Here is a 25,546-nt window from a genome sequence, read left to right as displayed (position 1 = left end):
TAATAAGGTCAGTATGCTACACAAGCCAGTTTATATCATCGCCGAGGCAGGCGTTAATCATAATGGTAATATTGATATTGCATTAGAGTTGATTGATCGCGCCAAAGAAGTTGGCGCAGATTGCATTAAGTTTCAAACATTTAAGGCAGATCAAATTGTCACAAACGATTCACCCAAAGCCAATTATCAACTAAAAGTTACAGATAAATCAGAGTCTCAGTTTCAAATGCTTAAAAAACTTGAGCTTGATCTTAATGCATATATATCATTGATACAGCGGTGTAAAGAAAAGGATATTGCATTTTTATCAACTCCATATAACAAAGAAGACGCAGATTTTTTGGAAGCGCTGGATGTTACCGGGTTTAAAATAGCATCAGGCCAACTTACCGAATTGCCTTTTTTGAAATACGTGGCTCAAAAAAATAAAACGATGATAATTTCGACTGGAATGGCAAATATGGCTGAAGTTTTTCTGGCTGTTGAGGCTATCAGAAGTACCGGAAATAATGATATTATCGTGCTGCAATGTACCACAAATTATCCATCGGCAATTGAAGATGCTAACCTATTGGCAATGCAGAGTATTAAAGCTGCATGCAAAGTAGCTGTTGGTTATTCAGACCACGTAAATAATAATTATGCATGTTTTGCTTCAGTTGCAATGGGTGCCGAAGTTGTCGAAAAGCATTTTACATTGGATAAAAATATGGAAGGGCCTGATCATACGTCATCATTAAACCCGGTAGAATTTAAAGAATTGATAACAGGGATAAGGCAGATTGAAAAAGCGATGGGAACGGGTTTGAAAGTGCCTTCTGCAGCAGAAATTGATAACAGCTATGGTATGAAACGCAGTCTTGTGCTATTACAAGACGCACCTGCCGGTACTGTTTTAAATGAAGGTATGATTGGGTTTAAACGACCTTTTAATGGGCTTTCTCCCAATATGCTAGATAAAGTAGTTGGAAAAGCCTTAGCCGTAGATATGAAAAAAGATCAGGCGCTTCAATTTAATTCTATAAACTGGTAAGTTATATATATATTATATTATTATATTTAATTATTTAAATTTTAGTTGATTAATAACCAGCTTTTAGAGAAAAAAACAATACCGGGTGATGGGAGATATTTACATAAGTACCCTAGCATTTAAAAATTACACTATTGAGGAAATAACAAAAATAGCAAAAAACGAAGGTCTGTCTATTGAATTTAGTTCAAGCTTTGCTTATGATGCTAATTTGGTTTCAGGTTATAAAAAATCTGATATTAACAAAATGGTCCATAATTATTTCCCTGTTCCAGAAGTGCCTTTTGTACTCAATTTGGCTAGTGCTGACGAAAATATTAGAGCGGCATCGGTTAAACACTGTATAGAAAATATTTATCTGACCAAAGCCTCGGCTGCTCCATTTTTTGCCGCTCATGCAGGCTTTTGCGTTGATCCGAAGCCCGAAGAGTTGGGCAAAAAGATAGATTATAGGACCGAGTTTAATAAACAGGAACATCTGCAAATTTTTACGCAATCATTAACCGAAATATTGATGGTTGCTGAAAAAGCTGAGGTTAAGTTTTGCTTTGAAAATAATGTTATTACCAAATTTAATATGCATGGTAACATCAATCCGCTATTATGTTGCGAAAGCTCAGAAGTTATTGCCGTTATTCGGCAACTTAACCATCCAAATTTGGGCTTTTTGTTAGATACGGCCCATTTAAAGGTAAGTTGCAATACATTGGGAATTGACAGAGACGAGCAGATAAAGCAATTGAAGCCTTACATAACGGCGATACATCATAGCGACAACGATGGCCTCACTGACACTAACAATAAAATAGACAATCAATACTGGTTTTTAAAACATCAAAAGGGATTTGCAAATATTCCGCAGGTAATAGAAGTAAAAAACCTAAGTGTGCCTGAAATAAAGGAGCAAATTAGTTTATTACAAAATTATGGACATTAAAGAATTATCTATACACAATCAGGATACTATTAAAAAAGCCCTCCAAGTTTTAGACAAGACTGGTTTAGGAGTGATTTTTATTCAGGATGTTGATGGTAAATTGGTTGGCTTATTAACAGATGGAGATATAAGGCGTGCTTTAATAGGCGATGCTCAATTAAATTCTCCGGTTGAATTGGCAATGAACAGAAACTTTACATCTTTGCCTGTCGAAACGGAAAACAAAGTAATTCTTGATAACTTAACCAGCAAAGTAAAGATTATCCCTCTTACTGATGCAAACGGGATTTTAGTTGATTACGCCTCGATTAATCGTTTGCGACGTATATCCGTGGCATCTCCGGTGTTAAACGGCAATGAGTTGCTGTATATTACAGATTGTGTAAAAACTAACTGGATATCGTCGCAGGGTAAATACGTCAGGGCATTTGAAAACTCGTTTGAAAAATATCACGGCGGCCGTAAATCTTTAGCTGTAAGTAACGGCACGGTAGCACTTCACTTGGCACTGGATGCCTTAGGTATTACTAAGGGCGACGAGGTTCTGGTTGCGGATTTTACCTTTGCTGCCTCGGTAAACGCAATTATTTATACTGGTGCAACACCGGTTTTGGTTGATATTGAAAAGGATACCTGGAATATAGATGTAAAAAAAATAGAACAATACATCACGCCAAATACAAGGGCTATTATGCCTGTTCATATTTATGGGCACCCCTGCAATATGGATGCTATAGTTGAAATAGCCAAACGACATAATTTATTAATTATTGAAGATTGTGCCGAAGCTTTAGGAAGTTTATATGCTGGTAAGCCAGTTGGTACCTATTGTGATGCCGCAACTTATAGTTTTTTCGGTAATAAAACCATAACTACAGGAGAAGGTGGTATGGTTGTATTTAAGGACGAAAGAGTAGCAGAGCGCGCAGCCGTTTTAAGAGATCATGGCATGGAGAAAAACAGGCGTTATTGGCACACTGAAGTTGGTTACAATTACCGGTTGACCAACTTGCAGGCAGCTGTTGGGGTTGGGCAGTTTGAACGATTAGACGAATTTGTAGTAGCTAAACGGGTAAATGCCGATACCTATAGCAAGGCATTTGCCGATGTGCCTTATTTTCAGCTACCGATTGAAAGGGACGACTCGTTTAATTCTTTCTGGATGTACACGCTTTTAGTTAACGAATCAGCACCATTTACGCGTGATGATCTTATTCATCACCTAAACTTAAAAGGTATAGAAACCAGGCCGGTGTTTTTCCCAATTCATCAAATGCCGCCATATGTTAATTTTGGTAAACCAGAGGAGCTAACCGTTTCAAAGTGGGTTTCCGCTCATGGTCTTAGTTTGCCATCATCAGTAAATTTAACTACGACTGAACTTATGTATATTTGTCAGACTATAAATTCTTTTGTGGCCGATTTTAAGGCAGTTGTTTAATATGCGGGGGATAGAAAGTAAAGTTCTTTGGATAGTAACAGCCAGATCTGGATCTAAATCTATACCTGACAAAAACATAAAGAAATTAGGTGGCAAGCCTTTATTAGCCTACCGCATTTTGACGGCTATAGAATTGTCTGGTAAAGACCAAGTCTGGCTGTCAACAGATAGCGTTGAATATGCAGAAATCGGAGCCTCATTTGGCGCAACCGTGCCTTTTTTAAGACCGAAGGACCTGTCGACAGATAGTGCATCTTCAATGGATGTAATATTGCACGGAATGAAACATGCCGAAGGCCTGGGTCTTGTTTTTGAATATATAGGGATGCTTGAACCAACATCGCCGTTTATTGATAGCGAAACATTAAAAAGCGCGCTTGAATTTTTAGCGGCGGATACCAAAGCCGAGGCCGTGGTGGCGGTTAAGCACACGCATCCAAATACTTTTTTCATACAAAATGATGCTCCGTATCTTGACGAGTTGGCACATAGGTTTAATAATTCAGCCGGTTTAAGGCGACAGGATTTTAAAGACGAAATAACGCCTAGTGGAGGGTTTTATATTAGCAAATGGGATGCCTTTAAGCGAAATAAAACCTTTTATACCACCAAGACACTCGCTTTTAAAGTACCTAAAAACGCCGAGCTTGAAATAGACGAGCCAATGGATTGGCTATGGGCGGAGTTTTTAATTAGTAAAGGTGTTACACCAATAGCGTAATATATTTAAAATGGATAATAACTGGTACCGCGAACAACTACATGCTTTAATACCGGGCGGAGCTCATACTTACTCACGAGGTGATGATCAGTTTCCGTCAAATGCACCTGCAATACTGGAGCGGGGCGAAGGCGCGTATGTTTTTAGTCCTGATGGACGGAAGTTTCTTGATTATGGCATGGGTTTGCGTTCGGTAAACATTGGTTATGGCGATAAAGAGGTGGCGGATGCATGTTATCATGAAATTTTAAAGGGTAACAACCTTACACGGGCTTCTATCACAGAGCTGAATGCTGCAGCCTTGCTGGTTGACTTAATACCATCTGTTGAAATGGTTAAGTTTGCCAAACACGGTTCGGTAGTAACATCTGCGGCGGTAAAACTGGCTAGGGCTTATACCGGAAAAAAATATGTATTAGTGCCGGCTCAGCAGCCATTCTTTTCATACGATGACTGGTTTATCGGGTCGACAGTTATGACACGTGGCATTCCTGATGAAATGAGTAGCTTAACGCTCAAATTTGATTATAATGATTTAGAATCTGTAGCTAAGTTAATGGAGATCTATAAAGGCCAGGTTGCTGCGGTAATAATGGAGGCATCTACAACTGAACCTCCTAAAGAAGGCTTTTTGCAAGGTATACAATCGTTATGTAAGGCAAATGATGCGGTTTTTATAATTGATGAAATGATAACTGGTTTTAGGTGGCATTTGCAAGGAGCACAAGCCTTTTATAATATCGAACCAGACCTTTGCACTTTTGGTAAAGCTATGGCAAATGGCTTCGCAGTAGCCGCCTTGGCGGGTAAGCGCGACATCATGAAATTGGGCAGTATTTTAGAAGAAGGTAGAGAACGTGTGTTTTTAACCTCAACAACCCATGGTGCAGAAATGGGTTCATTGGGGGCCTTTATTAAAACAATTGAAATACTGAAAAGAGACAACGTAATTGATCACCTGTGGTCATACGGCCAAAAACTTATTGCGGGTATAACAGACATTGCAAATGAACAGGGCATTGCTGATCAATTCAAAATTAGCGGTTACCCTTGTTCGCCGGCGTACACAACCTTTGACGAAACCGGGAATATTTCACTTGCTTACAGAACCCTTTTTTCGCAAGAAATGGTTAGAAATGGTGTTTTGATGCCGTGGATAGCGTTATCTTACGCGCACAAAGACACCGAACTTGATCAAACACTATCTGCAGCTTACAGCGCTTTATCTGTTTACAAAAAAGCCCTGGAGGGTGGTATGGATAAATACCTTACATCACCTGTAATTAAACCAGTATTCCGTAAATACAATTAATTATATGTTTTCAGTAGTTGGTAAAGTTATAGTAATAACTGGTAGTAGTGGTTTATTGGGGCAGGATATAGTTAATACACTTCGTAAAGAAGGTGCTATAGTCATAGGTGTGGATTTGCATTTCTATAATCAGACAGAACATGATTTTATTATCGATATTACAGATGAGGAATCTATAAAAAAAGCGGTAACTGATATTGTCAATAAATATGGCCGCATAGACGGTTGGGTAAACAATGCTTACCCTCGAACAGCAGATTGGGGGAATAAATTAGAAGATGTGTCGGCCCTATCGTGGAAAGCTAATGTAGATATGCACCTTAACGGTTATTTCAACTGCTGTCAGATTGTGTTAAATCAAATGAAGCAGCAGGGTTTTGGTTCTTTAATTAATATGTCATCAATTTACGGGATTGTAGGGCCTGATTTTTCTGTGTATGACGGTACCGAAATGACTATGCCGGTTGCTTATTCTGCTATAAAGGGAGGCCTTATAACTTTAACAAAATATCTTGCCTCATATTTTGGGCCAAGTCAGGTTAGGGTAAATAGCGTTTCGCCAGGCGGCGTATTTAACAATCAACCGGCGTCCTTTGTCGAAAACTATAATAAAAAAGTTCCACTGCGCCGCTTAGGTACTTCGCAGGATGTTGTTGCTTCTATCTATTTTCTGTTATCAGACGAGGCTAATTACATTACAGGACACAATTTAGTTGTCGATGGTGGTTGGACTGCTATATAGTTTGCAAATGAAAGTATATTATTATTTCTCTGTTAACGATTTGTTTTTTGCTGAAGCAAGCAAAGCTATTTTGCAAACAAATAATGCGGTTGAATTTTCTGGCCTTGCGAGCGGCAAAAGGAGCTTTCTTACCAATGGGCCTTTTAAATCAATATCATATTTATCTGAGCTTAATTACACCACAGCCGAAATCGACTACTTGTATCTGGCATCAGTGGAAAAAAAATATAGTATCTGTATCTCGGATCTGATAAACATGGAAAGGCATTTCTGGAAATTTCCAAAAAAACAAAGAATTGCTTATGCTCAGGAAATTATACGATGTATTGAGCGAGATTACGAAAACATAGGGTTTGACATGATCTTTGCCGAAGGACTTGATGATTTTGCGAGTTTCTTTCTGTATGCATTTGGTAAGGTGTTAAATATTCCATTCTACTATTTTGTTTATGCCCGGATGGGCAACGCAGTATTCTTAACTAACCGTACTGATACTGGGCCGGTAAATTTGGAAATTTTGTTTAAAAAAGCAGTGGCGGAATATAGTGTCTTTATTAATCAATTTGAAGAAACGAAAAAATATATAACAGAGTATATTGCCAACAAAAGACAGCCATATTATGTTTCCCAAAGCTCAATGCTTTACAGGGCTTTTTCGATAGAAGATATTCAAACTACATTGAAGAGTTTTGCCAAAACATTTCAGGATAATAAATCTTTTAATGCTTCCGGACATCCGCTAACATTCCCTCTTAAACGGCTAGCAAAGATCAAAAATAAAGTACAGTACAATAGTTTTCTTAAAACCCGATTTGTCGATTATACACAACTGAAAGCACAGGGTATTAATTATTTTATTTATCCCTTACATTTTCATCCTGAGGCGGCAACTTTAATACAGGGTCGATGGATTAATAACCAGCAAGCTATTATTGAAATGTTCTCAAAAGCATTACCAGCCAATGTTGCATTAATTGTAAAAGAACATACAGTGTCCGTTGGGCGCCGTCCAATTGAATTTTACAAAGAGATAGAAAAACTGCATAATGTTTATTTCGTGCCCGAGAAAACCGCGGTTTATGAACTCATAGAAAACAGCGTTGGAATTGTAACTATATCATCGTCGATGGGCCTCGAGGCCATAATGCTTGGCAAACCAGTAGTGACTTTTGGCGATGTACATTACAACGTTTTATCGGATGTGATCAAAGCCGTTGATATTTCTAATATGCCTGAATATGTTGAAATGGCATTAAACTTTAAGGGCTATGATGAGGCTGAGTATTGGTCATTTTTTAGAGTTGTGACTGAGAATTGCTACAACATGGCTGGATATTCCCCGCACAAATTCACGCCAGAAAATGTAGATACTTTTAGACGGATGTTGGAAAACATAATGGACGATGTCAACATCTAAAATATTTTTATGGAATACCATAATGAATTTATTGGCAAGCCCCGTACGTCTGGGCTTGAATATCTATCTCGCATCATGCTTATTACCTAAAGATTTTGGTGCTGTAGTGATACCGTTAGTTATTATTTCTCTATCTGACGTACTTATTGATGCAGGCTTTAAAGCATCTTTAATTCAAAAATCTACCTTAAAAAACTCTCATTGCTCAACTATTTTTTTTTCTAATTTACTGGCATCGGTAGGTTTGTTTCTGTTTTTTTTGTTGTTGGCCTTTCCCTTACAATCGTATTTTCAAATACCTAATCTGGCAGTATTAATTATTATAGCTTCGTTCTCATTAATCATTAGATCTTTAGGCATGGTAACAGAAGCCCGATTACAAATTAGGGGTAAGTATGGACAATTGATTTTCACTGAGTCGTTATCCTATTTCGTAGCTTATGGTGTCGGTATTTATTTGGCAAAAAAAGGTTACGGACCCTTTAGCCTTATAATTATGTCATTGCTTAGTGAAATTGGCTACAACTTGGGCATGTATAAAATAGAAAAATTTGTACCTAGTTTTAAATTAGTTTCGAAAAAACTTCTAGCTCTGCATTGGAGAATGGGTAAAAATTTATTTGGCCAGGGCTTGTTAGAAACGTTCTCAAATAAAGTTGATGAAATTATATTAGGCAAATTTATTAACATTAATAAATTAGGCACGTACAGTAAGGGGCGGGAGTATTCTAACACGCTTGGTGTTGTTGGGTCTAAGTTTTTTGCGCGCCCATGGTTTTCTGTCATGTCTAAGCATTCATTAAACAAGCAGTTTTTTGTTAATCGTTACCGTTTTGCCTATTTAATACTTGTAACGTCAGGCTTTTGCTTAATAGCAGGAAACTACTTATTAGGTGGGCCTTTTATTATACATGTAATGGGCAGACAATGGGTCGGACTGGTGTATCCATTTAAGTTTTTTATGATATCGACCGCGATGTATTATCTCATAACATTTAATAAATACACGGTTTTAGCTTTAGGGAAGCCCGAGGTTAACTTTAGGATAGAAAGTATGTATTCTATGTTCAGAATAACGATGTTGATATGCATATTTTTGTTTTTTCAACGAAGTGCGGTTTTAATTTATCTCTTAATTAGTACTGATGTATTGTCACGGTTACTGATGGTTACGGTACAGTCATATTCGCTAAGCAAAATCCTATACCACGATTTGAAATTGTTTGTAAATGGGGCTATGCTTTTGGTAATTATAACAGGAGTTTTATCGCTGATACAAAATATAAGTTACATATACCTTGGGGTTTACCTGGTGAGCGTACTAGTTATAATGTCGTATGTGATGTATAAGAATTATAAAATTGCATTGAATAAAGCTTAGGCGGTCAATCTAGAGGTTAATATACGCTGTAAACAGATCATGTATGTGCGGGATACTTTATTGTAAGTTAAAATCAGAAGATTACGATACCCAGAATTTTAAGGTGGTTTTTGATGCTGCGCTTAAAAAAATGCATTATCGCGGGCCAGATGCTTTTAAGGTATCGGTTCACGGATCTCTTTTTTTCGGACATGTGAGGTTAAGTATTGTTGACCCTAAAGCCAGTTCTGATCAGCCGTATGAGGATGACGAGCATCTGATGATCTTTAATGGAGAAATCTACAACCACAAAGAGATTGATCCAAAATCTCAATCAGATACGCGCACGCTGTTTACACAGATGAAAAATGGCGGCAACCCTTTCTCAAAATTACGCGGCATGTTTGCGTTTGGTATGTACAATAAGCAAACTCAACACATTGTTTTTTATAGAGATTTTTTTGGCGAAAAACCTTTATACTATTATGTAGATAAAGAAATAGAGGTTGTGTCTTCTACCTTAAAATCAATACTTGAGATACTGAAGGCGTTAAATAAAAAGCCTGAATTAAACAAGGCGGCTATCAACGACGATTTTTTATGGTTTGGCTTTATCAGAGAGCCTAAAACCATTTGGAACAATATTTTTGCTGTACCACCAGGGCATCAATTAGAATTTTTTAACGATAGCCCCCAATTTAAGCCTTTAAAGTTCAATTTAGCTGATCAGAATGATTGGACACAGTCAACCTACTTAGCTAATGCGTTATCAAGTACTGACGTTGAGGGTGCGTTGCTGTTAAGCGAAGGTATAGATTCGACGTTTTTATTGACTAAAGCCATTGAAAATAGTTTTCCATTAAAAATAGGAATATACAAGGCAAATGACCCTAAAATAGATGAATCGGCAAAAGCGCTTCAAAACATTGCGAAGATTAAAGCCAACCCGCAGCATTATCCTGTTACTGTTTTAGAAAACAACGTCGGTGTAATTGATATCGACGAATATGGAAAAATATTAGAGCAGCCAAGTTCAGACGGATTGCAATTATTCAATTTGCTTAAGTATCTCCGCAATAGTCACCCGGGCTTAAAACTGGTTTATACAGGGCTAGGTGGTGACGAACTGTTTGGCGGATATCCTACTTTTTACAATTTCAAAAAAATAAATCTGCTAATCAAATTGCCACTGGTGGAATATTTTTTACCGGCCTTAAAGCGCTTTAAAACCGGTAAAAGAATTGTATGTGAGTGGAATTATGATACATATGCTTTTTTGTATAGATTAAATTATCCAGCATTTAAGCTTCTTAACGGCACACATGCCCAGCTAATTTCGTCATACCAGTCATTCAAGCAAACACTTGCAGTTACCCCGGTAGAAATTAATGATAAAGCGCAGAAGATTAGTGCATATGCCATCAAACGATCCGAAACTTTTGATTATGCCCGTAACCAATTGCTTAGAGATAATGACAATATTTCAATGTACCTCGGTTTTGAATCAAGAAGCCCGTTATTAAACGCAGATTGGTACAACCAAAACCCGGATAAGAAACTAAAATTAAAAAATGCCCTTATAAGCAAATGGGGCATAAGCTTTAATAAGAAAAAAGGATTTACATTGGATGAGCGTGATGCTAAAGCGTACTATAAAAATTATATTATCGATCACCAAGTATTCTTAAATCAAATTTTGGATGATTTGTCTATTCCTGTGCTTAATAACCTGTCCGTTAATAGATTAAGGGCTTTATCTGTCTTGGCAAGTTGGGTAAAGCACAATGCCGATAATTAATAATATGCAGCTAAACATATATGGAAACAGATATTTATATAAGCGTTATCACCACGATCAAAAATGTTGACACGTTGTTAGCAGAAACGCTTAAATCTGTATTTAATCAAACCTATCTCAACTATGAGCATATCATCGTTGACGATGGGTCAACAGACGATAGTATTGCAATTATTAAAGACTTTCAGAGACATTATCCATCAAACAAGATAAGGTTAATACAAACGTCAGGGATAGGTAGAGCCGCTGCTTTAAATTTGGGAGTAAAAAATGCCAGCGGAGCATGGGTTGCTATAATTGACGGCGATGATTTATGGCACCCTGAAAAATTAAAAATTCAGGCTGATTGTATAAATGAAGATATTGATGTGTTATGCACTGACGCGATATTGTTCACAAGTTCGGCCGAGATTAATTATAAACCCATAGCAGCAATAACGTTTTCAGACATCAAACTTGAGAAGCTGCTTTATGCAAATAGAATATCTCACTCAACCGTAATGTTAAGAAAAGATATTTGCGATTACGATCCAAATAGAATATCACAACTTGATTATGACCTTTGGCTCAGGTTAGCAAAGCAAGGTAAGCGTTTGTGTAAAATAAATGAACCTTTGGGTTTTCATCGCATTCATGAGGCTCAGTCTTTTGAAAGCAAGCAAGGTAAGGCCTACAAATGGCGCTCATTCAAGTTAAAGTTACATTATGGATTTATAACCGGCAACGTAGCAGCCATAGGATATAATTTAACCAAATTGGCTTTTGATATGCTTTTTCCTCGCAAATTACGTCTAACTATTAGAAAGATTTTCAAATGAAGAAGTTTTTGATCATAATAGTTTATGTGTATATTATAACATGCCCGTTTTATGTATTTGAGAGCGGGTTACCGCAGCCTTCAGACTTTATAATATCAATAGGCTGTTTCGGGCTGTTTGTTTCCGGGCAAATGTCGTCACTTTTCAAATTAAAGGTTATAAAACGACTATTTCAATTTATAGGCTTATCATCTATTATCAATATTATATATTGGTTGGTCTACACCTCGCAAGGTGTGGAAAATAAGTTTTTTTTACCAATATTATTTTATGTGTTTGACTCGTTTGTTTTTTGTGCTTTGGTGTACGTTTTAAATAAAAATTTTGAAAAAGTGGCGTCGCATTTAGCCTTGGCAATCATTATATCACTTTCTATTCAGGCAATTTTGGCACTTGCTCATATTGGCACCGGGCGTGGATCACTTTATTTCAATAATCCCAATCAATTAGGCTATTACGCATTAACCTCACTGACTGTTTTCGCCTGTTTACCAAGTGTTTACAGGTCGAATAAGCTAATGACTATGGCGGTGCTTATATTATCCTCATACCTAATACTATATTCGGGCTCGCGTGCGGCGTTGCTAGGAGTGATTTTGCTAGGATCAATTATCTTTGTTAAAGAAGGATTTAAGGTAGATGCCTCGTCGATTGCCTTTATCATTCTGGTTATTGGTGCTGGTTGGTATTTTTTTAATAGAAATGATTTTGTTGACGCACAAATCAAATCTATTCAGGACAGGCAGGAGTCGAAATCGTCTCAAGGGGTTTCTGAATTTGAAGTGCGAGGTTATGACAGGTTCTATCTAGCCCCTGAATATGTTTTATATGGAGCGGGCGAGGGCAAGTATGATCGGTTTCACTCTTATCATAGTTTGGAGATGCACTCAGGGCCGGGCACCATTCTGTTTTCATATGGAGTGTTAGGCTTTTATTTATTTTTTAGTTTTGTGGCTATTGTTATAAAGCGCGATCTTTTTAACAATAGCTTATTAATAGCGCCCGTAATATTGTATAATTTTACTCATCAAGGCTTTAGAGAATCGTTATTTTGGATACTTCTAGCTTGCATTTTTATGGTGTCTAGTAAACAATATGTAAAAGATGTGTTTTTAAAAGTAAGAAAGCACGGGCACTTTGAGTTTCTTAAATAAATTATCTACCGATGAAAATATTCATAAACGCATTTATAGCAATTGGTTTTTTGCTGTGTGGTAGCGAGTGTATGGCGCAAAACATACCGACTACCGTTATTAACGCCAGGATATTTGGTATTAAAGGCGATGGATCTGATGAAACGTCTAAATTTCGAAACGCCATAAACGCTTTAGCAACCAGGGGAGGAGGCACCTTGTATATTCCGAAGGGTATCTATTACGTTTCTGCGATATCACAGTCGGCAGGGATAATTGTTGGGCCAAATACAAGGATCAAAGGCGATGGTATCAATCAAACTATATTAAAAAGAATAAATAATGATGTTAAATTTTCTAGAATAATAGTTATCAAAGATGCCTCAAATGTTTCAGTCGAAGATATAACTATTGATGGGAATAAAGACAATCAGGACCAATCGTTTGAACAGCAGCACAACATATTTTGCCAACGTGCAGCCAACCTTAAGTTTAATAATGTAGAATACAAGAATACGGTCGGCGACGGTTTATATTTTTCAATTGGCAGCCGTAACGTAATTATAAGTAACTGCATTTTTAACAATATTACCCGGGTGGGCATTAACTGTACAAATCTTGATAGTGCGCTTATTACAGGCTGTAATTTTGAGAACATTATTACTAACGGCATCAAAATAGAAAAGAACCAGGTGCTCACAAGTTCGCCATCAAGAAATATCTTAGTAACAGAGAGTTTCTTTTCGGCTAAAAACCTTCAAAATGGCGCAGCAGGCATCAATATCAATGGCTTATCCGGAGATTTGGTTGATAATTTTAAAATTGTTAAGAATAAATTTAAAAAAATTGATTTTTGTGTTACCGGTTTAAGATATGTGGACGATGTACTTGTTGAAGACAACATAGCCGATAGTGTAAAGTCACTTTGCCGCTCTCTATCGTACTCATTGGGAGTAGGGTTTGGTTCAGGCTCAATAACGGTACAAAACAATAAAATTAGTAGTGGTTTAGGCGATAGAAAAACTGATAATATGGTCTTTGCTTTTTACTATTTCAAAAATGTCCTGGTTAAAGACAATACTTTTGTTGAAAGCAAGTACAGCCCTTATTCTCTTATAATAGTTTGTATTGAAGATCAAAATATTGAGTTTGTAAATAATTCTATTATCTCATCAGGCACCGTCCGGGCAATAGTTTTAAATAAATGCAATAACATAAATTTTAACGCCAACTATTTTAAAATTAACTCAAGTAAAAATGTAATTGAGATAACAGATGATCCTAACATTCATTTAAAATCTTTAAATGTAGTGAATAACACGTTTGATGGAAACTATAAAAATATACTGTCAGACCCAAATGCATCTTTACAAAAAGCAACATCAACTTCACCTGTTATAAATTATTTTAATAATAAAAAACTTAATAACGCGGCTACCAATGTTTTAAACGTTCCAGCCCAAATGTTAAGACTGCAAAAAAGATAAGCCGCCATTATTACCTATGGTTAAATTAGTTAGGATAACTACAGTCCCAATATCGCTGGATAAGCTATTACAAGGGCAACTTAAATATATGCGCGGCAATGGCTTTGACGTGAAAATGATAAGTTCTTGGGATGAAAAGCTGCCGTTAATTGCAGAAAGAGAAACAAGTGGTTACGTTGCTATAAATATGAAAAGGGCAATATCTCCCTTTGATGATATTATATCGTTGATTAAACTTATCAAAACCTTAAAAAAGTTAAAGCCCGATATAGTACACACCCATACGCCCAAAGCAGGGCTATTAGGCATGTGCGCAGCTTGGCTGGTAAAAACACCTATACGGTTACATACAGTAGCCGGTTTACCATTAATGGAGACAACCGGCGTTAAACGAAATATATTAGAGGCTGCAGAAAGGTGGACTTATCGCTTCGCCAATAAAGTATATCCAAACTCAAAAAACCTACAGCAATTTATTCTCGATAACCGTTTTTGTAGTGCCAGTAAACTTAAGGTAATTGGTAACGGCAGTAGCAATGGTATTAATACAGAAAATTTTAAATTAACAGATAGTGTTGTTGAGCAAGCCCGACAATTAAAAAGTAAGCTTTTAATAGGCGAACAAGATTTTGTATTTACTTTTGTTGGCAGGTTGGTAAAAGACAAAGGGATTGAAGAACTGGTTCAGTCGTTTTCAGTTATCAATAAGAAACACCCCAAAACACGGTTATTGCTTGTCGGCCCCTTTGAGCCAGAACTTGACCCGTTATCTAATGACTGCTTAATAAAGATTCAAAGCAACAAGACAATTATAAATGCAGGTTTTCAAAATGACATAAAACCTTACCTGGCTATAAGTAGTGCTTTAGTATTTCCGAGTTATCGCGAAGGATTTCCAAACGTACCTATGCAGGCAGGATGTTTTAACTTGCCTGCAATTGTAACCAATATTAACGGTTGTAATGAGATTATAAACCAGGGCGAAAACGGACTTATTATCCCGCCCAAAAATATAGAAGCTTTGACGGATGCTATGGAAAGATTATTTACTGATAAGCTGCTATACAATAAAATGAAAATCAATGCTCGTAAAATGATAGTTGATCGCTATGAGCAAACTTATTTTTGGTCATTATTACTTAAGGAATATCAGCAACATTTAAAGCAACATGGTATATCGTGAAATAGTTAAGCCTGCGATTGACTTAATGGCGTCGTTAACGGCTTTTATTATTTTGTCGCCTATATTTTTAGTGGTATTAATCACTCTTTGTATCGCTAATCAAGGTTCTCCTTTTTTCTTTCAATCCCGGCCCGGTAGGAACGCCCGAATTTTCAGGATCATAAAGTTTAAAACAATGAATGATCGTAAAGATGCTGATGGCAATCTACTGCCTGACGACAAACGCCTAACAGTGATAGGGAAATTTGTTCGCAGTACATCTTTGGATGAAATACCACAATTGTTAAATGTAATCAAAGGCGATATGAGCCTGATTGGCCCACGGCCTTTACTGGTGGAATATTTACCTTTATATAACGAGCACCAAGCTCGGAGACATGAAGTTAAGCCTGGCATAACGGGTTGGGCACAAGTTAATGGCAGGAACGCAATTAGTTGGGAAAACAAATTTGATTATGATGTTTGGTATGTTGACCACGTAAATATAAATTTAGATATCAGGATTTTGTGGATGACTATTTTAAAAGTGTTTAAGTCTGAAGGTATCAACCAGCAAGGCCATGTAACTATGGAAAAATTTAAAGGTTCTATAAAATGATTTATATATATGGTGCCGGCGGCCACGCTAAGGTAGTTGCTGAAATTCTTGAGTTGCGCGGTTTGGCAATTGCCGGTTTTATTGATGTAAACTCCAAAACAGATACTCTTTTAGGTTATCCCGTTTACGACGAGAGTTTAAGTTTAATTGGAAGTAGCCCACAACTTATTATTGGTGTTGGGAGCAATATTATCAGAAAGCGAATTTCAGAAAGTCTTACAGGTACGTTTATAAGCGCAATACACCCCTCTGCTAATATTTCAACAAGGTCTCAAATTGAAACTGGTACAGCTGTGATGCCTGGCGCATCAATTAATAGTGATGTTATTGTAGGAAGACACTGTATTATTAACACCAATTGTTCAATAGATCATGACTGTGTGCTAGGGGCTTATGTTCATGTTTCGCCAGGTGTGGCCTTGGCTGGTAATGTCACCGTAGGCAACGGAGTCCATATCGGAATCGGCTCAAGTATTATTCAGGGGATAAAAATAGGCAAATGGGCGACTATTGGGGCCGGAGCGGTGATTATCAAAGACGTTCCTGATTACGCTGTTGTGGTTGGCAATCCCGGTAAAATTATTAAATACAATAAAATTGATGAACAATAAAATATACCTTTCAAGCCCTCACATGGGCGGGCAGGAAATCTCTTTTGTAAAAGAGGCATTTGATACTAACTGGATAGCACCTTTAGGCCCCAATGTGAATAATTTTGAACATGACCTTGAGCAATATACAGGCGCTAAGTATGCGGCTGCTTTAAGTTCGGGGACATCAGCTATTCACCTTGCGCTTATCATGTTAGGGGTTGAGGCAGGCGATGAGGTTATTTGTCAAAGTTTTACTTTTTCTGCATCTGCCAACCCAATAGCATACCAGCTTGCAACGCCGATATTTATTGACAGTGAGCCCGATACCTGGAATATGGATCCCCACTTGCTCGAAAATGCTATAAAAGACCGTTTATCAAAAGGTAAAAAGCCGAAAGCTATTATCCCCGTGCATCTATATGGTATGCCTGCAAAAATGGAGGCTATAGTGGCTATTGCCGAAAGATATGGTATTCCGATCATAGAGGACGCTGCTGAGGCCTTGGGTGCTTCAATAAACGGGAAAGCTGCCGGTACTTTTGGCACTATGGGTATATTGTCTTTTAATGGTAATAAAATAATTACAACAAGCGGGGGCGGGGCGTTAATATCAAACCAAAAAGAATATATAGACCAGGCAAGGTTTCTAGCTACTCAAGCTCGGGACGCTGCGCCGCATTACCAGCATTCTCAAATAGGATATAATTATCGAATGAGCAATATCAGCGCGGGCATTGGCCGAGGTCAAATGATGGTATTAAATAATCATATTGAAAAGCGCCGTGCTATATATGAAAACTATTTAAAAAAAATCGCCCTATTACCTGGCATCAGCTTTTTGAAAGAGCCGGAGGGTTACAGAAGCAATAGGTGGCTTACTACTATTTTAGTCGATCCTGAAAAAACTAATGGTGTTACACGCGAAACAATTCGCCTGGCACTTGAGCGGGATAATATTGAAAGTCGACCTTTATGGAAGCCGATGCATTTGCAGCCGGTTTTTGCAGATAGTCCGTCTTATCTGAATGGTGTAAGCGAGAAATTATTTAGGGATGGACTTTGCCTGCCATCCGGATCAAATATGAGCAGTGAAGAACAAGATAGGGTGGTAAATATTATTTATAGTTTTTTTAATCAGGTAGTTGCTTAAATTTGAAACTTATTGAATTACTTTTTGTTGTTAGCTTGCGTTAGCTAGATAATAGGATGATTTTTAGCACTATACCTATTAGCAGGTAGATATATTATTAAAAATATCTCTACCTTTACGCCGAATTAGTGAGTAACACATCGTAATCTATGAAGAAGTTTTTACTATTTGATAAAGTAGTACCACGTTGGATGATAATGGTTTTAGACCTTTTTATCATCACTTGGTCTTTTACTACTGCTTACTTTATAGTTCATCGTTTTGAGTTCTACAATATTCTACGTGGCTACTTTTTTATTTATACCGGCCTTTACGTAGCTATTTCAGCAGGGGTGATGTTCTCTATGCGTATCCATTCGGGGCTGATACGCTATTCAAATACGCGCGATATGCTGCGTATTTTTGCTGCTACCTTTATAAGCACGCTTGTCTACTCTATAGTAGCTAATTTTTGGGTGGTACCTGCCTTTAAAACGGATATCTTCTCACTTAACTTAATACTGCTTGTAAATTTTTCTTTATCAAGTACCTTGTTAATTTTATTAAGAGCTGCTGCAAAAAGCATTTATCATTACATTCTTAACTATTCGGCAGAAAAGAAAACAGCTGTTGTTATTTATGGCTCTGATAATAATGCCATCCTGATTAAGCAGGCTTTAGTGAACGCGCAATCTAATTTTTCGGTTATTGGTTTTGTCGATTATAATACTGATAAAATTAATAAGGAAATAAGCGGTGTTATGATATATAACATCAGTAAGCTTAGTTATATTAAGCAGAAATACAAGGTTGAAAAATTGATCGTTGTAAATAACCATCTCGACGAAAAGGAAAAAAAGGTTGCATTGGAAGCGTGTTTGGCCCTTGGCATACAAGTTTTAACTGTGCCCCCTTCTGATCAATGGATATACGGTAAACTAACATTAAATCAGTTAAAGGATCTGAAAATTGAGGATCTTTTGCAACGCAAGCCTATCAAAATTGATACTACTGGTATATCGAAAGATATTGCCGGAAAACGTGTGTTAATTACTGGAGCCGCAGGCTCAATAGGCTCGGAAATAGTTAAACAGGTGCTCCAATATAAACCTGAGTTAGTGATATTGTGCGATCAGGCTGAATCACCGCTGCATGAAATCCAACTGGAGGTTGAAGAAAAATTTCCTAATATAGCTACTAAAATATTTATCGGCGATGTTAGAAGCTATCGCCGTATGTATAAATTGTTCAGCGACTATTATCCTGAGGTAGTTTATCACGCGGCAGCTTATAAGCATGTACCAATGATGGAGGAAAATCCGTCAGTGGCAGTGAAAGCGAACGTTTTAGGCACAAAAAATATAGCCGACCTTGCCATGGAGTTTGGCAGCCGTAAGTTTGTAATGGTATCCACCGATAAGGCGGTTAATCCGTCGAACGTCATGGGAGCATCTAAGCGTATCGCTGAAATTTATATCCAATCTTTGAGAAACAGCAACCGCAATATTTCTGGAACAGCATTTATTACCACCCGTTTTGGTAATGTATTGGGTTCAAACGGGTCTGTTATTCCGCGTTTTCAGTCGCAAATACAAAAGGGGGGGCCTATAACGGTAACACATCCCGAAATCATTCGCTATTTCATGACCATCCCCGAAGCAGTTCAACTGGTTTTGGAAGCGGGTACCATGGGTTCAGGAGGCGAGATATTTACGTTTGACATGGGTGAGCCGGTAAAAATAGTTGACCTGGCAACTAAAATGATTAAGCTGGCCGGGCTGCAGCCGGACAAGGATATTAAAATAGTATTTACCGGATTAAGGCCGGGCGAGAAACTATATGAAGAGTTGTTAAATGATGGCGAAAGTACACTACCAACTCATAATGAGAAAATCAATATTGCTAAAGTTATCACCTACCCGTACCAGGAAGTAACAAATAATATAAAAGCATTGTTAGAGATATCTGATCAGGACGACGAAGTAGCAATCGTAAATAAGATGAAGGAAATAGTTCCTGAGTTTATAAGTAAAAACTCAAAATATGAGCTGCTTGATGTTGGAGTAAGCCTCGAGTCAGAAAAAGATACCGTATTACAATAAGCCCTTTCAAATAGCTAAACAAAAACCTGCGCACAGCAGGTTTTTTTGTTTAGCCCCGCAAATTATAATTTGTTTAAATGCTATAAAGTTTATAGTATTGAGAAGATTTTACACTGTGAAACGGGTAAAACTCTTGCAAAAATTAGTAAACCATAATCTTTAAATAAGGGCTTAATTTCATAAACCGTTTGGCTGCAGTCGGGCGGTTTATATGGTGCCTGTTTTATTTAAAACAAATAATATGCAAAGAAGATCATTCATCAAAAATGGCGGCTTGTTAGGCGCTACCTTAATGCTTACCAAATTGCCGTCATTTGCTGCTGATATTGCTGCCGATGTGGCTTATCCGGTAGTGAGAACAACTAAAAGAAACTTTACAAGCACCGCAATTGAACGTGCTATTACTGAATTTGATAAAAACGTAAAGGACAGAGAACTAGCCTGGTTGTTCAATAACTGCTTCCCTAATACGCTGGATACTACCGTAACCTTTACCGAAAAAGACGGTAAACCTGATACCTATGTGATCACTGGTGATATTGATGCCATGTGGTTACGCGACAGTAGTGCACAGGTTTACCCTTATCTTCACTTTATAAAGGAGGATAAAAAACTTCAACAACTGGTTGCCGGTGTTATCAATCACCAGGTTGGTTGCGTGCTTAAAGACCCTTACGCCAACGCTTTTTATGACGATCCTGATAAAGTTGGCGAGTGGGCGAAAGATGAGACCAGAATGCAACCGGGCATCCATGAGCGTAAATGGGAGATAGACTCATTGTGCTACCCGATACGCCTGGCTTATAAGTACTGGAAAACAACAGGTAATAATACCCCTTTTGATGCCCGCTGGAAATCGGCTATCGAGCTTACATTAAAGACATTTAAAGAGCAGCAGCGTAAAACCAGCCAGGGGCCATATAGCTTCCAACGTAAAACCGCATGGGCCACTGATGGTGTGCCGATGAACGGTTACGGCTACCCGGTTAAACCCAATGGCTTAATCTGCTCAGCCTTCCGCCCTAGCGACGACGCCACCATTTATATGTATCTGGTACCATCAAATTTCTTTGCAGTGGTTAGTTTGAGGCATGCTGCAGAGATGGTAAGCGCTATCAGTAAAGATGCTGCACTGGCAGCCCAGCTTAGCGCTTTGGCTCTTGAAGTGGAGAATGCATTAAAGAAAAATGCTATCATAACTCATCCGGTTTATGGTAAAATATATGCTTACGAGGTAAACGGATACGGCAGCTATAATTTAATGGATGATGCCAATGTGCCAAGCTTATTAGGTTTACCATACCTGGATGCTGTATCAGTTACTGACCCGATCTATCAAAATACCCGCCGTTTATTACTGTCTTCAAATAATCCTTTCTTTTTCAAAGGATCGGCAGGCGAGGGTATTGGCGGCCCGCATGCCGGCAGAGATATGATCTGGCCTTTGGGTATTATTATGCGCGGTTTAACCAGTACCAGCGATGCTGAGATCAAAAAATGTATCGCATTACTAAAAAATAGTAATGCAGGTACGGGCTTTATGCATGAGTCGTTCCATAAAAATGATGTGAAACATTTTAGCCGCCCGTGGTTTGCATGGGCAAATACCTTATTTGGCGAATTTTTGTGGGAAACCTACAAAAGCAAGCCGCAATTATTGGCTTAAGCAATTGCTTCTATATAGATGGCTGCCGGATCCCCCCGGCAGCCATTGTTGTTTACCTGCAAATTAAGATGCTATGAAGGTGCTGATTTTTGGTCCGTCAGGATCTGGAAAAACTTATGTAGCGAAAGCTTTACAGCATGCTGGTATTAATGCTTTTGACGATGCCGACATCGATGGCTTATCAAGCTGGTATGACCAAAGCGGGCAAAAGGTGCCTGAGCCGGCTACCGCCGGCGAAGCTGCGGAAAGGCGGCTTGCATTTTTATGGAGTAAGAAAGCGCTGAAGCGATTTATTGATCAGTTTGATGATATCTACGTCTTTGGTGGATCGGGAAACGTGTGGAGTGTATTTGAGCTGTTTGACCGGGTGTATTTTTTGGATATAAATCCTGAACTGCAAAAGCAGCGCCTCATGAGCCCCGATAGGCCCACGCCTTTAATGGATATTGATGATGATGATGGCTTTGTAATATGGGGAGCCTGGTTTAAGCAAATGGCCAAAGAAAAAGGGATCCCTTTTATTAACGCCGATCAAACTCCTGAGCAGATATTCCAGATCATTAGTCAGCCATAAAAAGAACCCCCACAACATTTCGTTGTGGGGGGGCTTTTTATGGGCTCGCAGTTATTTTACCGTATAGCGGTACACCTGCCGACCGAGTTCTCCGGCAGCGTCAATCCCTTCAATTATAACTTTATAAGTTCCCGGGCCGTCGGCGCTGTAAAAATTAAATGAGGTTTGTCCTTGTTCGTCGGTTTTTAAATATGGGTTCCAGTAAACTGTGGTGCGCATATCTGGCATTTTGTCGTTAATCCCCGGTTTATATTTTGGCGAATAGAAATCTTGCACCTTGTTATAACCCTTGGGCGTGATATTAACTATGCTAGGGTTATACTGCCGGCGAGATGTACCTAATTTGGTTAAAATAAGCACGTAACCGGCTTCGTTTTTGCCGAGCATGTTTTTGACCGCCATGTTATGCCTTACTACTTCTATTTTTGCCACATCTTCAGGCATAATGCTACCATCCAGAATGGTCGATATCTCGTCATCGTTAAAAGCCATCCGGCCGTCTATAATCATGCCCAGGTTTTGGTGGGCAACCATATCATATAAAACCGAGCCCGTTTTGCCTTGTTCAATGCTTACACCCTGTAGACGGGCTTGCAGGCACATAGCCAGGTTCACACAGTTGGCAGCGTCGTCTTCAGGGAAGGTAATGACCTGGTCGGCCGATGCTTCATCTATTTTATACATTCCCTGCGGTTTAATATTGGCGTCTTGTTTAGACCGGTAAGCCGCTATCCGTACTTCTTTTAACCGCCTTACCTTATTAAGGTCCCCGCTTTTCTCGTAAGCATCATCCTGTTTTTTTGCAGATTCTAAATAAGCTTTTAAGGTCGCGTTAATGTTAGTACTAACGTCAGCAAGATTCTTGTTTTTGGTGACTCTCATTTTCGATAAAGTATCCAAAGTGATAATAGTATTTTCGCTTCGGTTGGCCAAACGCGCCTGTATAGCAAACTTGATGCTGTCTTTTACAAGAACAGGCCTGAAGGCAAACCGTCCGTTTGCGTCGGTTGTTGTGTCAAGAAACATTTTTCCGCGTAGCGAAACCATCGTTACGTGGGCATTGGCAGCCGGCTTTTTGCCGAGTGTGGTTACCGTTCCTGATACAACTGTGCCCAATTTTTCTGCTGCAAAAATTGGTTTGCTGCCGTTGCCGGCAAGAACTTCTTTCCAGGAAAATCTGCTATAACCCTGAGTTAACATTAAGTTGTCAAGCGCCTTATCAACGTCCTCGCCCTCATTGGCAAAGTAATAGTTGGGCTTTTCTATATACCCTTTCAAATCAGATGATAACAAAATGTTTGAAAAAATTGTGGTCTCTGCGTTTTGATCAAATGGCACGTTGGTTTCGTCGATCACGGATACTGAAAAGTTGCCACCTAGTGCAGCTTTTCCTTTACTGTCCTGTGCATTTAGCGTAAAACTGATGGGTTCTTTACTGCTGTAGCTGTTTTTGGCAGATTTTAAATTCAGCTTCATCATGTCGTTGGTTTTGATGAAGGCGACACGTTCATTCAAAGGTTCGCCGGCGGCAGTAAAAATGGTAAATTGGGCGATGCCCGACGGGAAGAGCTTTTTCTCAAGCCATACAGAGGTAATTGCCTTGCTTATTTTAATCGGCGAGGCAACGATAACTTCGCCATTGGTTTGTCCTACAAAGTTAAGTGTTGGAGTAGCGCTTAATTGAGTTGGTGAAGCGTATATTCTTACCAGCAAGCTATCTTTATTTGGCTGAGTTATACCTAAGATAAAGCCGTCATTTGTTGCTTCGGGCAAAGGGACTTTTTTTGTAGTTGCGTCAGGAAAAGTAATTTCTGCAGTGTAATGTTTGCCGCTTTCTGGTTTCATAAGGAAGCTGCCCATGCCGGCATGTAACGATTCAAACTCAGCTACCTGATTGTTAGCTTCATCAAGTACTCTTCCTTTCACATCGATACCCAAGCCGTCAACCCCGATGGCTTTGAAAGCTACCCGCGATGGGAGACCAGTTATCATGCTACCGCTTTCCGGAAAAAATTGAACATCGCTTTGCGATAAGATCGCTTTGATCGGAAAATCGCGGGTAACTGCATGGTTGTGCTTATCGTCAAGAATGGTTCTGATATAAGCGCCGGATAACGGATTTTTTTTAGCGTTATTTATCTCAATCGATAGATTGCCTAAAGCATCTGTTTGTCCAATTTTGGTATCAACCACTACCTTATCGATAACCACCTGATATTTCACCTTTTTATCGGCGAATGCCCGGCCATCTGCATCCGTATAAGTTAGCAAAGCTGTTAGCGTTACCTTATTATCTACCATTTTATATTGGTAATTAGCTTTGGTAATTATGCCATCGTTAACATCGCCCACGGTGAATGTTTTATCGAAGAAGTATTCTGGCCCAGTGTTACGCATCCATTGGGTATATGCTCTTACCCGATAGCTTCCAGGTTGCAGGTCGTCGCCCAAAATAAAATCTCCTATAAACATGCCGGTGGTAACCGGCAGCTTTAAGGTACGCACCAGAGAGTCATTCTCTGTAATCAAATCGACATACACAGCATGGCTTAATGCAGATAGCTGATGCCTGCTGCCTATAGTTAAATATCCTTTGAACCAGATAGTATCGCCTACAGCGTAATAGGGCTTATCCATATGCAGGTAAACTTTTTCCTGCGGATTGGTGTCGGCCCATTTTTGCAAAGCAGCTACCAGTTTATCGATAGGGTCGTCAGATTTGGGGATGAATGAAAATAATAAGGCAATTGAACACAAAAGGCTCAGTTTAATAAAGAATTTCTTTGATCTCATATAAGGTAAGGAGTAAGGTTTATTTGTTTAGGGGAAAGTTAGGATAAAAAAAGTTAAATTTTTGTTATCTCAAATTATTTGTAAAAGAAATGATTTAAAATTTTAAAATAAAAGATGTATCAAAGACGATACATGTGCTAATAGAAGGTGTTTTTTTTAATTAGTTGATTATCATTGTTTTATGATTTTATCTCAATAAAGATATGTTGCAGTAATTTTAATGTGGTTAAACGCTATATTAATAATTATGCAAAGTCGATAACCCTAAACAAAAATGTGGAAAACCTACGCGTCGCATAGTAGATTATTGCATGTTAACGACCAATTTTTTGATCGGTTTTTAGGTCACTTTCCTGCTCAAAATCACGGTTTTATATACTTAAACTGCCTTTTAATATGGTGTACTTAGAAAAAGCAGAATATTTTAAAATTAATTTTGAACATATTAAATTTTTATTTGTATCATTGTCAAAGTGAATAGTCACCCGCAGTGAGAATCGGGTTTTTCACAACCAATAAAATAAACACCAATTACTATTATTGCCCTAACAATCAATTTATTTACTATTATAAACCAGCTATGATCGAAACTTTACAAAAAACCCTTGGAGCAAATCCCTCCGGCGCTTCATGCCCCCAATTTCGAAAAGATCGACTGACGTGCGTCAGTACGGATTTTTAGGAATTTGACGGGCGCTGGCGATCCAGA

Annotated in this window: 20 protein-coding genes; 19 read left to right on the top strand and 1 reads right to left on the bottom strand. The window is 38.4% G+C overall.

All coding sequences use genetic code 11. The features are described from left to right. Positions 1 to 13 precede the first annotated feature (13 nt). The 19 genes from neuB (at position 14) to ACFS5N_RS08540 (ending at position 22,044) form a co-directional block, all read left to right on the top strand. Positions 14 to 1,033: an N-acetylneuraminate synthase gene (neuB, locus tag ACFS5N_RS08630; RefSeq protein ID WP_377184300.1), complete on the top strand. Its 1,020-nt coding sequence runs from the start codon at positions 14 to 16 to the stop codon at positions 1,031 to 1,033. Between the two features lie 88 nt (positions 1,034 to 1,121). After that, positions 1,122 to 1,970: a sugar phosphate isomerase/epimerase family protein gene (locus ACFS5N_RS08625; protein ID WP_377184299.1), complete on the top strand. Its 849-nt coding sequence runs from the start codon at positions 1,122 to 1,124 to the stop codon at positions 1,968 to 1,970. Continuing rightward, on the top strand, positions 1,960 to 3,411 hold the full coding sequence (locus ACFS5N_RS08620) for an aminotransferase class I/II-fold pyridoxal phosphate-dependent enzyme (protein ID WP_377184298.1): 1,452 nt from the start codon (positions 1,960 to 1,962) through the stop codon (positions 3,409 to 3,411). Before ACFS5N_RS08625 ends, ACFS5N_RS08620 begins: the two co-directional genes overlap by 11 nt. 1 nt (position 3,412) lies before the next feature. Continuing rightward, on the top strand, positions 3,413 to 4,132 hold the full coding sequence (locus tag ACFS5N_RS08615; protein ID WP_377184296.1) for an acylneuraminate cytidylyltransferase family protein: 720 nt from the start codon (positions 3,413 to 3,415) through the stop codon (positions 4,130 to 4,132). Positions 4,133 to 4,142: 10 nt separating this feature from the next. Then, positions 4,143 to 5,444, top strand: a complete 1,302-nt coding sequence (locus ACFS5N_RS08610; RefSeq protein ID WP_377184294.1) for a glutamate-1-semialdehyde 2,1-aminomutase — start codon at positions 4,143 to 4,145, stop codon at positions 5,442 to 5,444. Between the two features lie 4 nt (positions 5,445 to 5,448). Further along, entirely contained in the window at positions 5,449 to 6,186 is a 738-nt protein-coding gene (locus tag ACFS5N_RS08605; RefSeq protein ID WP_377184292.1) for an oxidoreductase, read from the top strand. Between the two features lie 7 nt (positions 6,187 to 6,193). Beyond that, complete coding sequence (locus ACFS5N_RS08600; RefSeq protein WP_377184290.1) at positions 6,194 to 7,603, top strand: capsular polysaccharide export protein, LipB/KpsS family; 1,410 nt, start codon at positions 6,194 to 6,196, stop codon at positions 7,601 to 7,603. Next, the gene (locus tag ACFS5N_RS08595; RefSeq protein WP_377184288.1) at positions 7,590 to 8,984 is read left to right on the top strand and encodes an oligosaccharide flippase family protein; all 1,395 of its coding nucleotides are present in this window, start codon (positions 7,590 to 7,592) and stop codon (positions 8,982 to 8,984) included. Before ACFS5N_RS08600 ends, ACFS5N_RS08595 begins: the two co-directional genes overlap by 14 nt. A 43-nt stretch (positions 8,985 to 9,027) precedes the next feature. Beyond that, positions 9,028 to 10,761: an asparagine synthetase B family protein gene (locus tag ACFS5N_RS08590; protein WP_377184286.1), complete on the top strand. Its 1,734-nt coding sequence runs from the start codon at positions 9,028 to 9,030 to the stop codon at positions 10,759 to 10,761. Between the two features lie 20 nt (positions 10,762 to 10,781). Then, the gene (locus ACFS5N_RS08585; protein WP_377184284.1) at positions 10,782 to 11,579 is read left to right on the top strand and encodes a glycosyltransferase; all 798 of its coding nucleotides are present in this window, start codon (positions 10,782 to 10,784) and stop codon (positions 11,577 to 11,579) included. Beyond that, a complete protein-coding gene (locus ACFS5N_RS08580; RefSeq protein ID WP_377184282.1) occupies positions 11,576 to 12,733 on the top strand; it encodes a hypothetical protein in 1,158 nt (385 codons plus the stop codon). The genes ACFS5N_RS08585 and ACFS5N_RS08580 overlap by 4 nt, the downstream gene beginning before the upstream one ends. 11 nt (positions 12,734 to 12,744) lie before the next feature. Beyond that, positions 12,745 to 14,199, top strand: coding sequence for a right-handed parallel beta-helix repeat-containing protein (locus ACFS5N_RS08575; RefSeq protein WP_377184280.1), 1,455 nt, complete (start codon positions 12,745 to 12,747; stop codon positions 14,197 to 14,199). A gap of 16 nt (positions 14,200 to 14,215) precedes the next feature. Further along, complete coding sequence (locus ACFS5N_RS08570; protein ID WP_377184278.1) at positions 14,216 to 15,382, top strand: glycosyltransferase family 4 protein; 1,167 nt, start codon at positions 14,216 to 14,218, stop codon at positions 15,380 to 15,382. Continuing rightward, positions 15,369 to 15,980: a sugar transferase gene (locus ACFS5N_RS08565; RefSeq protein WP_377184276.1), complete on the top strand. Its 612-nt coding sequence runs from the start codon at positions 15,369 to 15,371 to the stop codon at positions 15,978 to 15,980. The genes ACFS5N_RS08570 and ACFS5N_RS08565 overlap by 14 nt, the downstream gene beginning before the upstream one ends. Then, entirely contained in the window at positions 15,977 to 16,591 is a 615-nt protein-coding gene (locus ACFS5N_RS08560) for an acetyltransferase (protein WP_377184274.1), read from the top strand. The genes ACFS5N_RS08565 and ACFS5N_RS08560 overlap by 4 nt, the downstream gene beginning before the upstream one ends. Then, entirely contained in the window at positions 16,581 to 17,723 is a 1,143-nt protein-coding gene (locus tag ACFS5N_RS08555) for a DegT/DnrJ/EryC1/StrS family aminotransferase (protein ID WP_377184272.1), read from the top strand. The genes ACFS5N_RS08560 and ACFS5N_RS08555 overlap by 11 nt, the downstream gene beginning before the upstream one ends. Positions 17,724 to 17,872: 149 nt before the next feature. Then, positions 17,873 to 19,804, top strand: coding sequence for a polysaccharide biosynthesis protein (locus ACFS5N_RS08550; protein ID WP_377184270.1), 1,932 nt, complete (start codon positions 17,873 to 17,875; stop codon positions 19,802 to 19,804). 241 nt (positions 19,805 to 20,045) lie between these two features. Continuing rightward, on the top strand, positions 20,046 to 21,470 hold the full coding sequence (locus ACFS5N_RS08545; protein ID WP_377184268.1) for a glycoside hydrolase family 125 protein: 1,425 nt from the start codon (positions 20,046 to 20,048) through the stop codon (positions 21,468 to 21,470). 73 nt (positions 21,471 to 21,543) lie between these two features. Beyond that, on the top strand, positions 21,544 to 22,044 hold the full coding sequence (locus tag ACFS5N_RS08540; protein ID WP_377184266.1) for a hypothetical protein: 501 nt from the start codon (positions 21,544 to 21,546) through the stop codon (positions 22,042 to 22,044). 51 nt (positions 22,045 to 22,095) lie between these two features. Here the strand turns inward: ACFS5N_RS08540 and ACFS5N_RS08535 are convergent, their stop codons facing one another. After that, positions 22,096 to 24,837 (bottom strand): carboxypeptidase-like regulatory domain-containing protein, encoded by a 2,742-nt coding sequence (locus ACFS5N_RS08535; protein ID WP_377184264.1) that lies wholly within the window; start codon positions 24,835 to 24,837, stop codon positions 22,096 to 22,098. Positions 24,838 to 25,546: the final 709 nt, after the last annotated feature.

This window comes from Mucilaginibacter ximonensis, from assembly GCF_042686265.1.
GTDB lineage: Bacteria > Bacteroidota > Bacteroidia > Sphingobacteriales > Sphingobacteriaceae > Mucilaginibacter > Mucilaginibacter ximonensis.
This window is presented reverse-complemented; position numbering and strand designations above follow the sequence as displayed.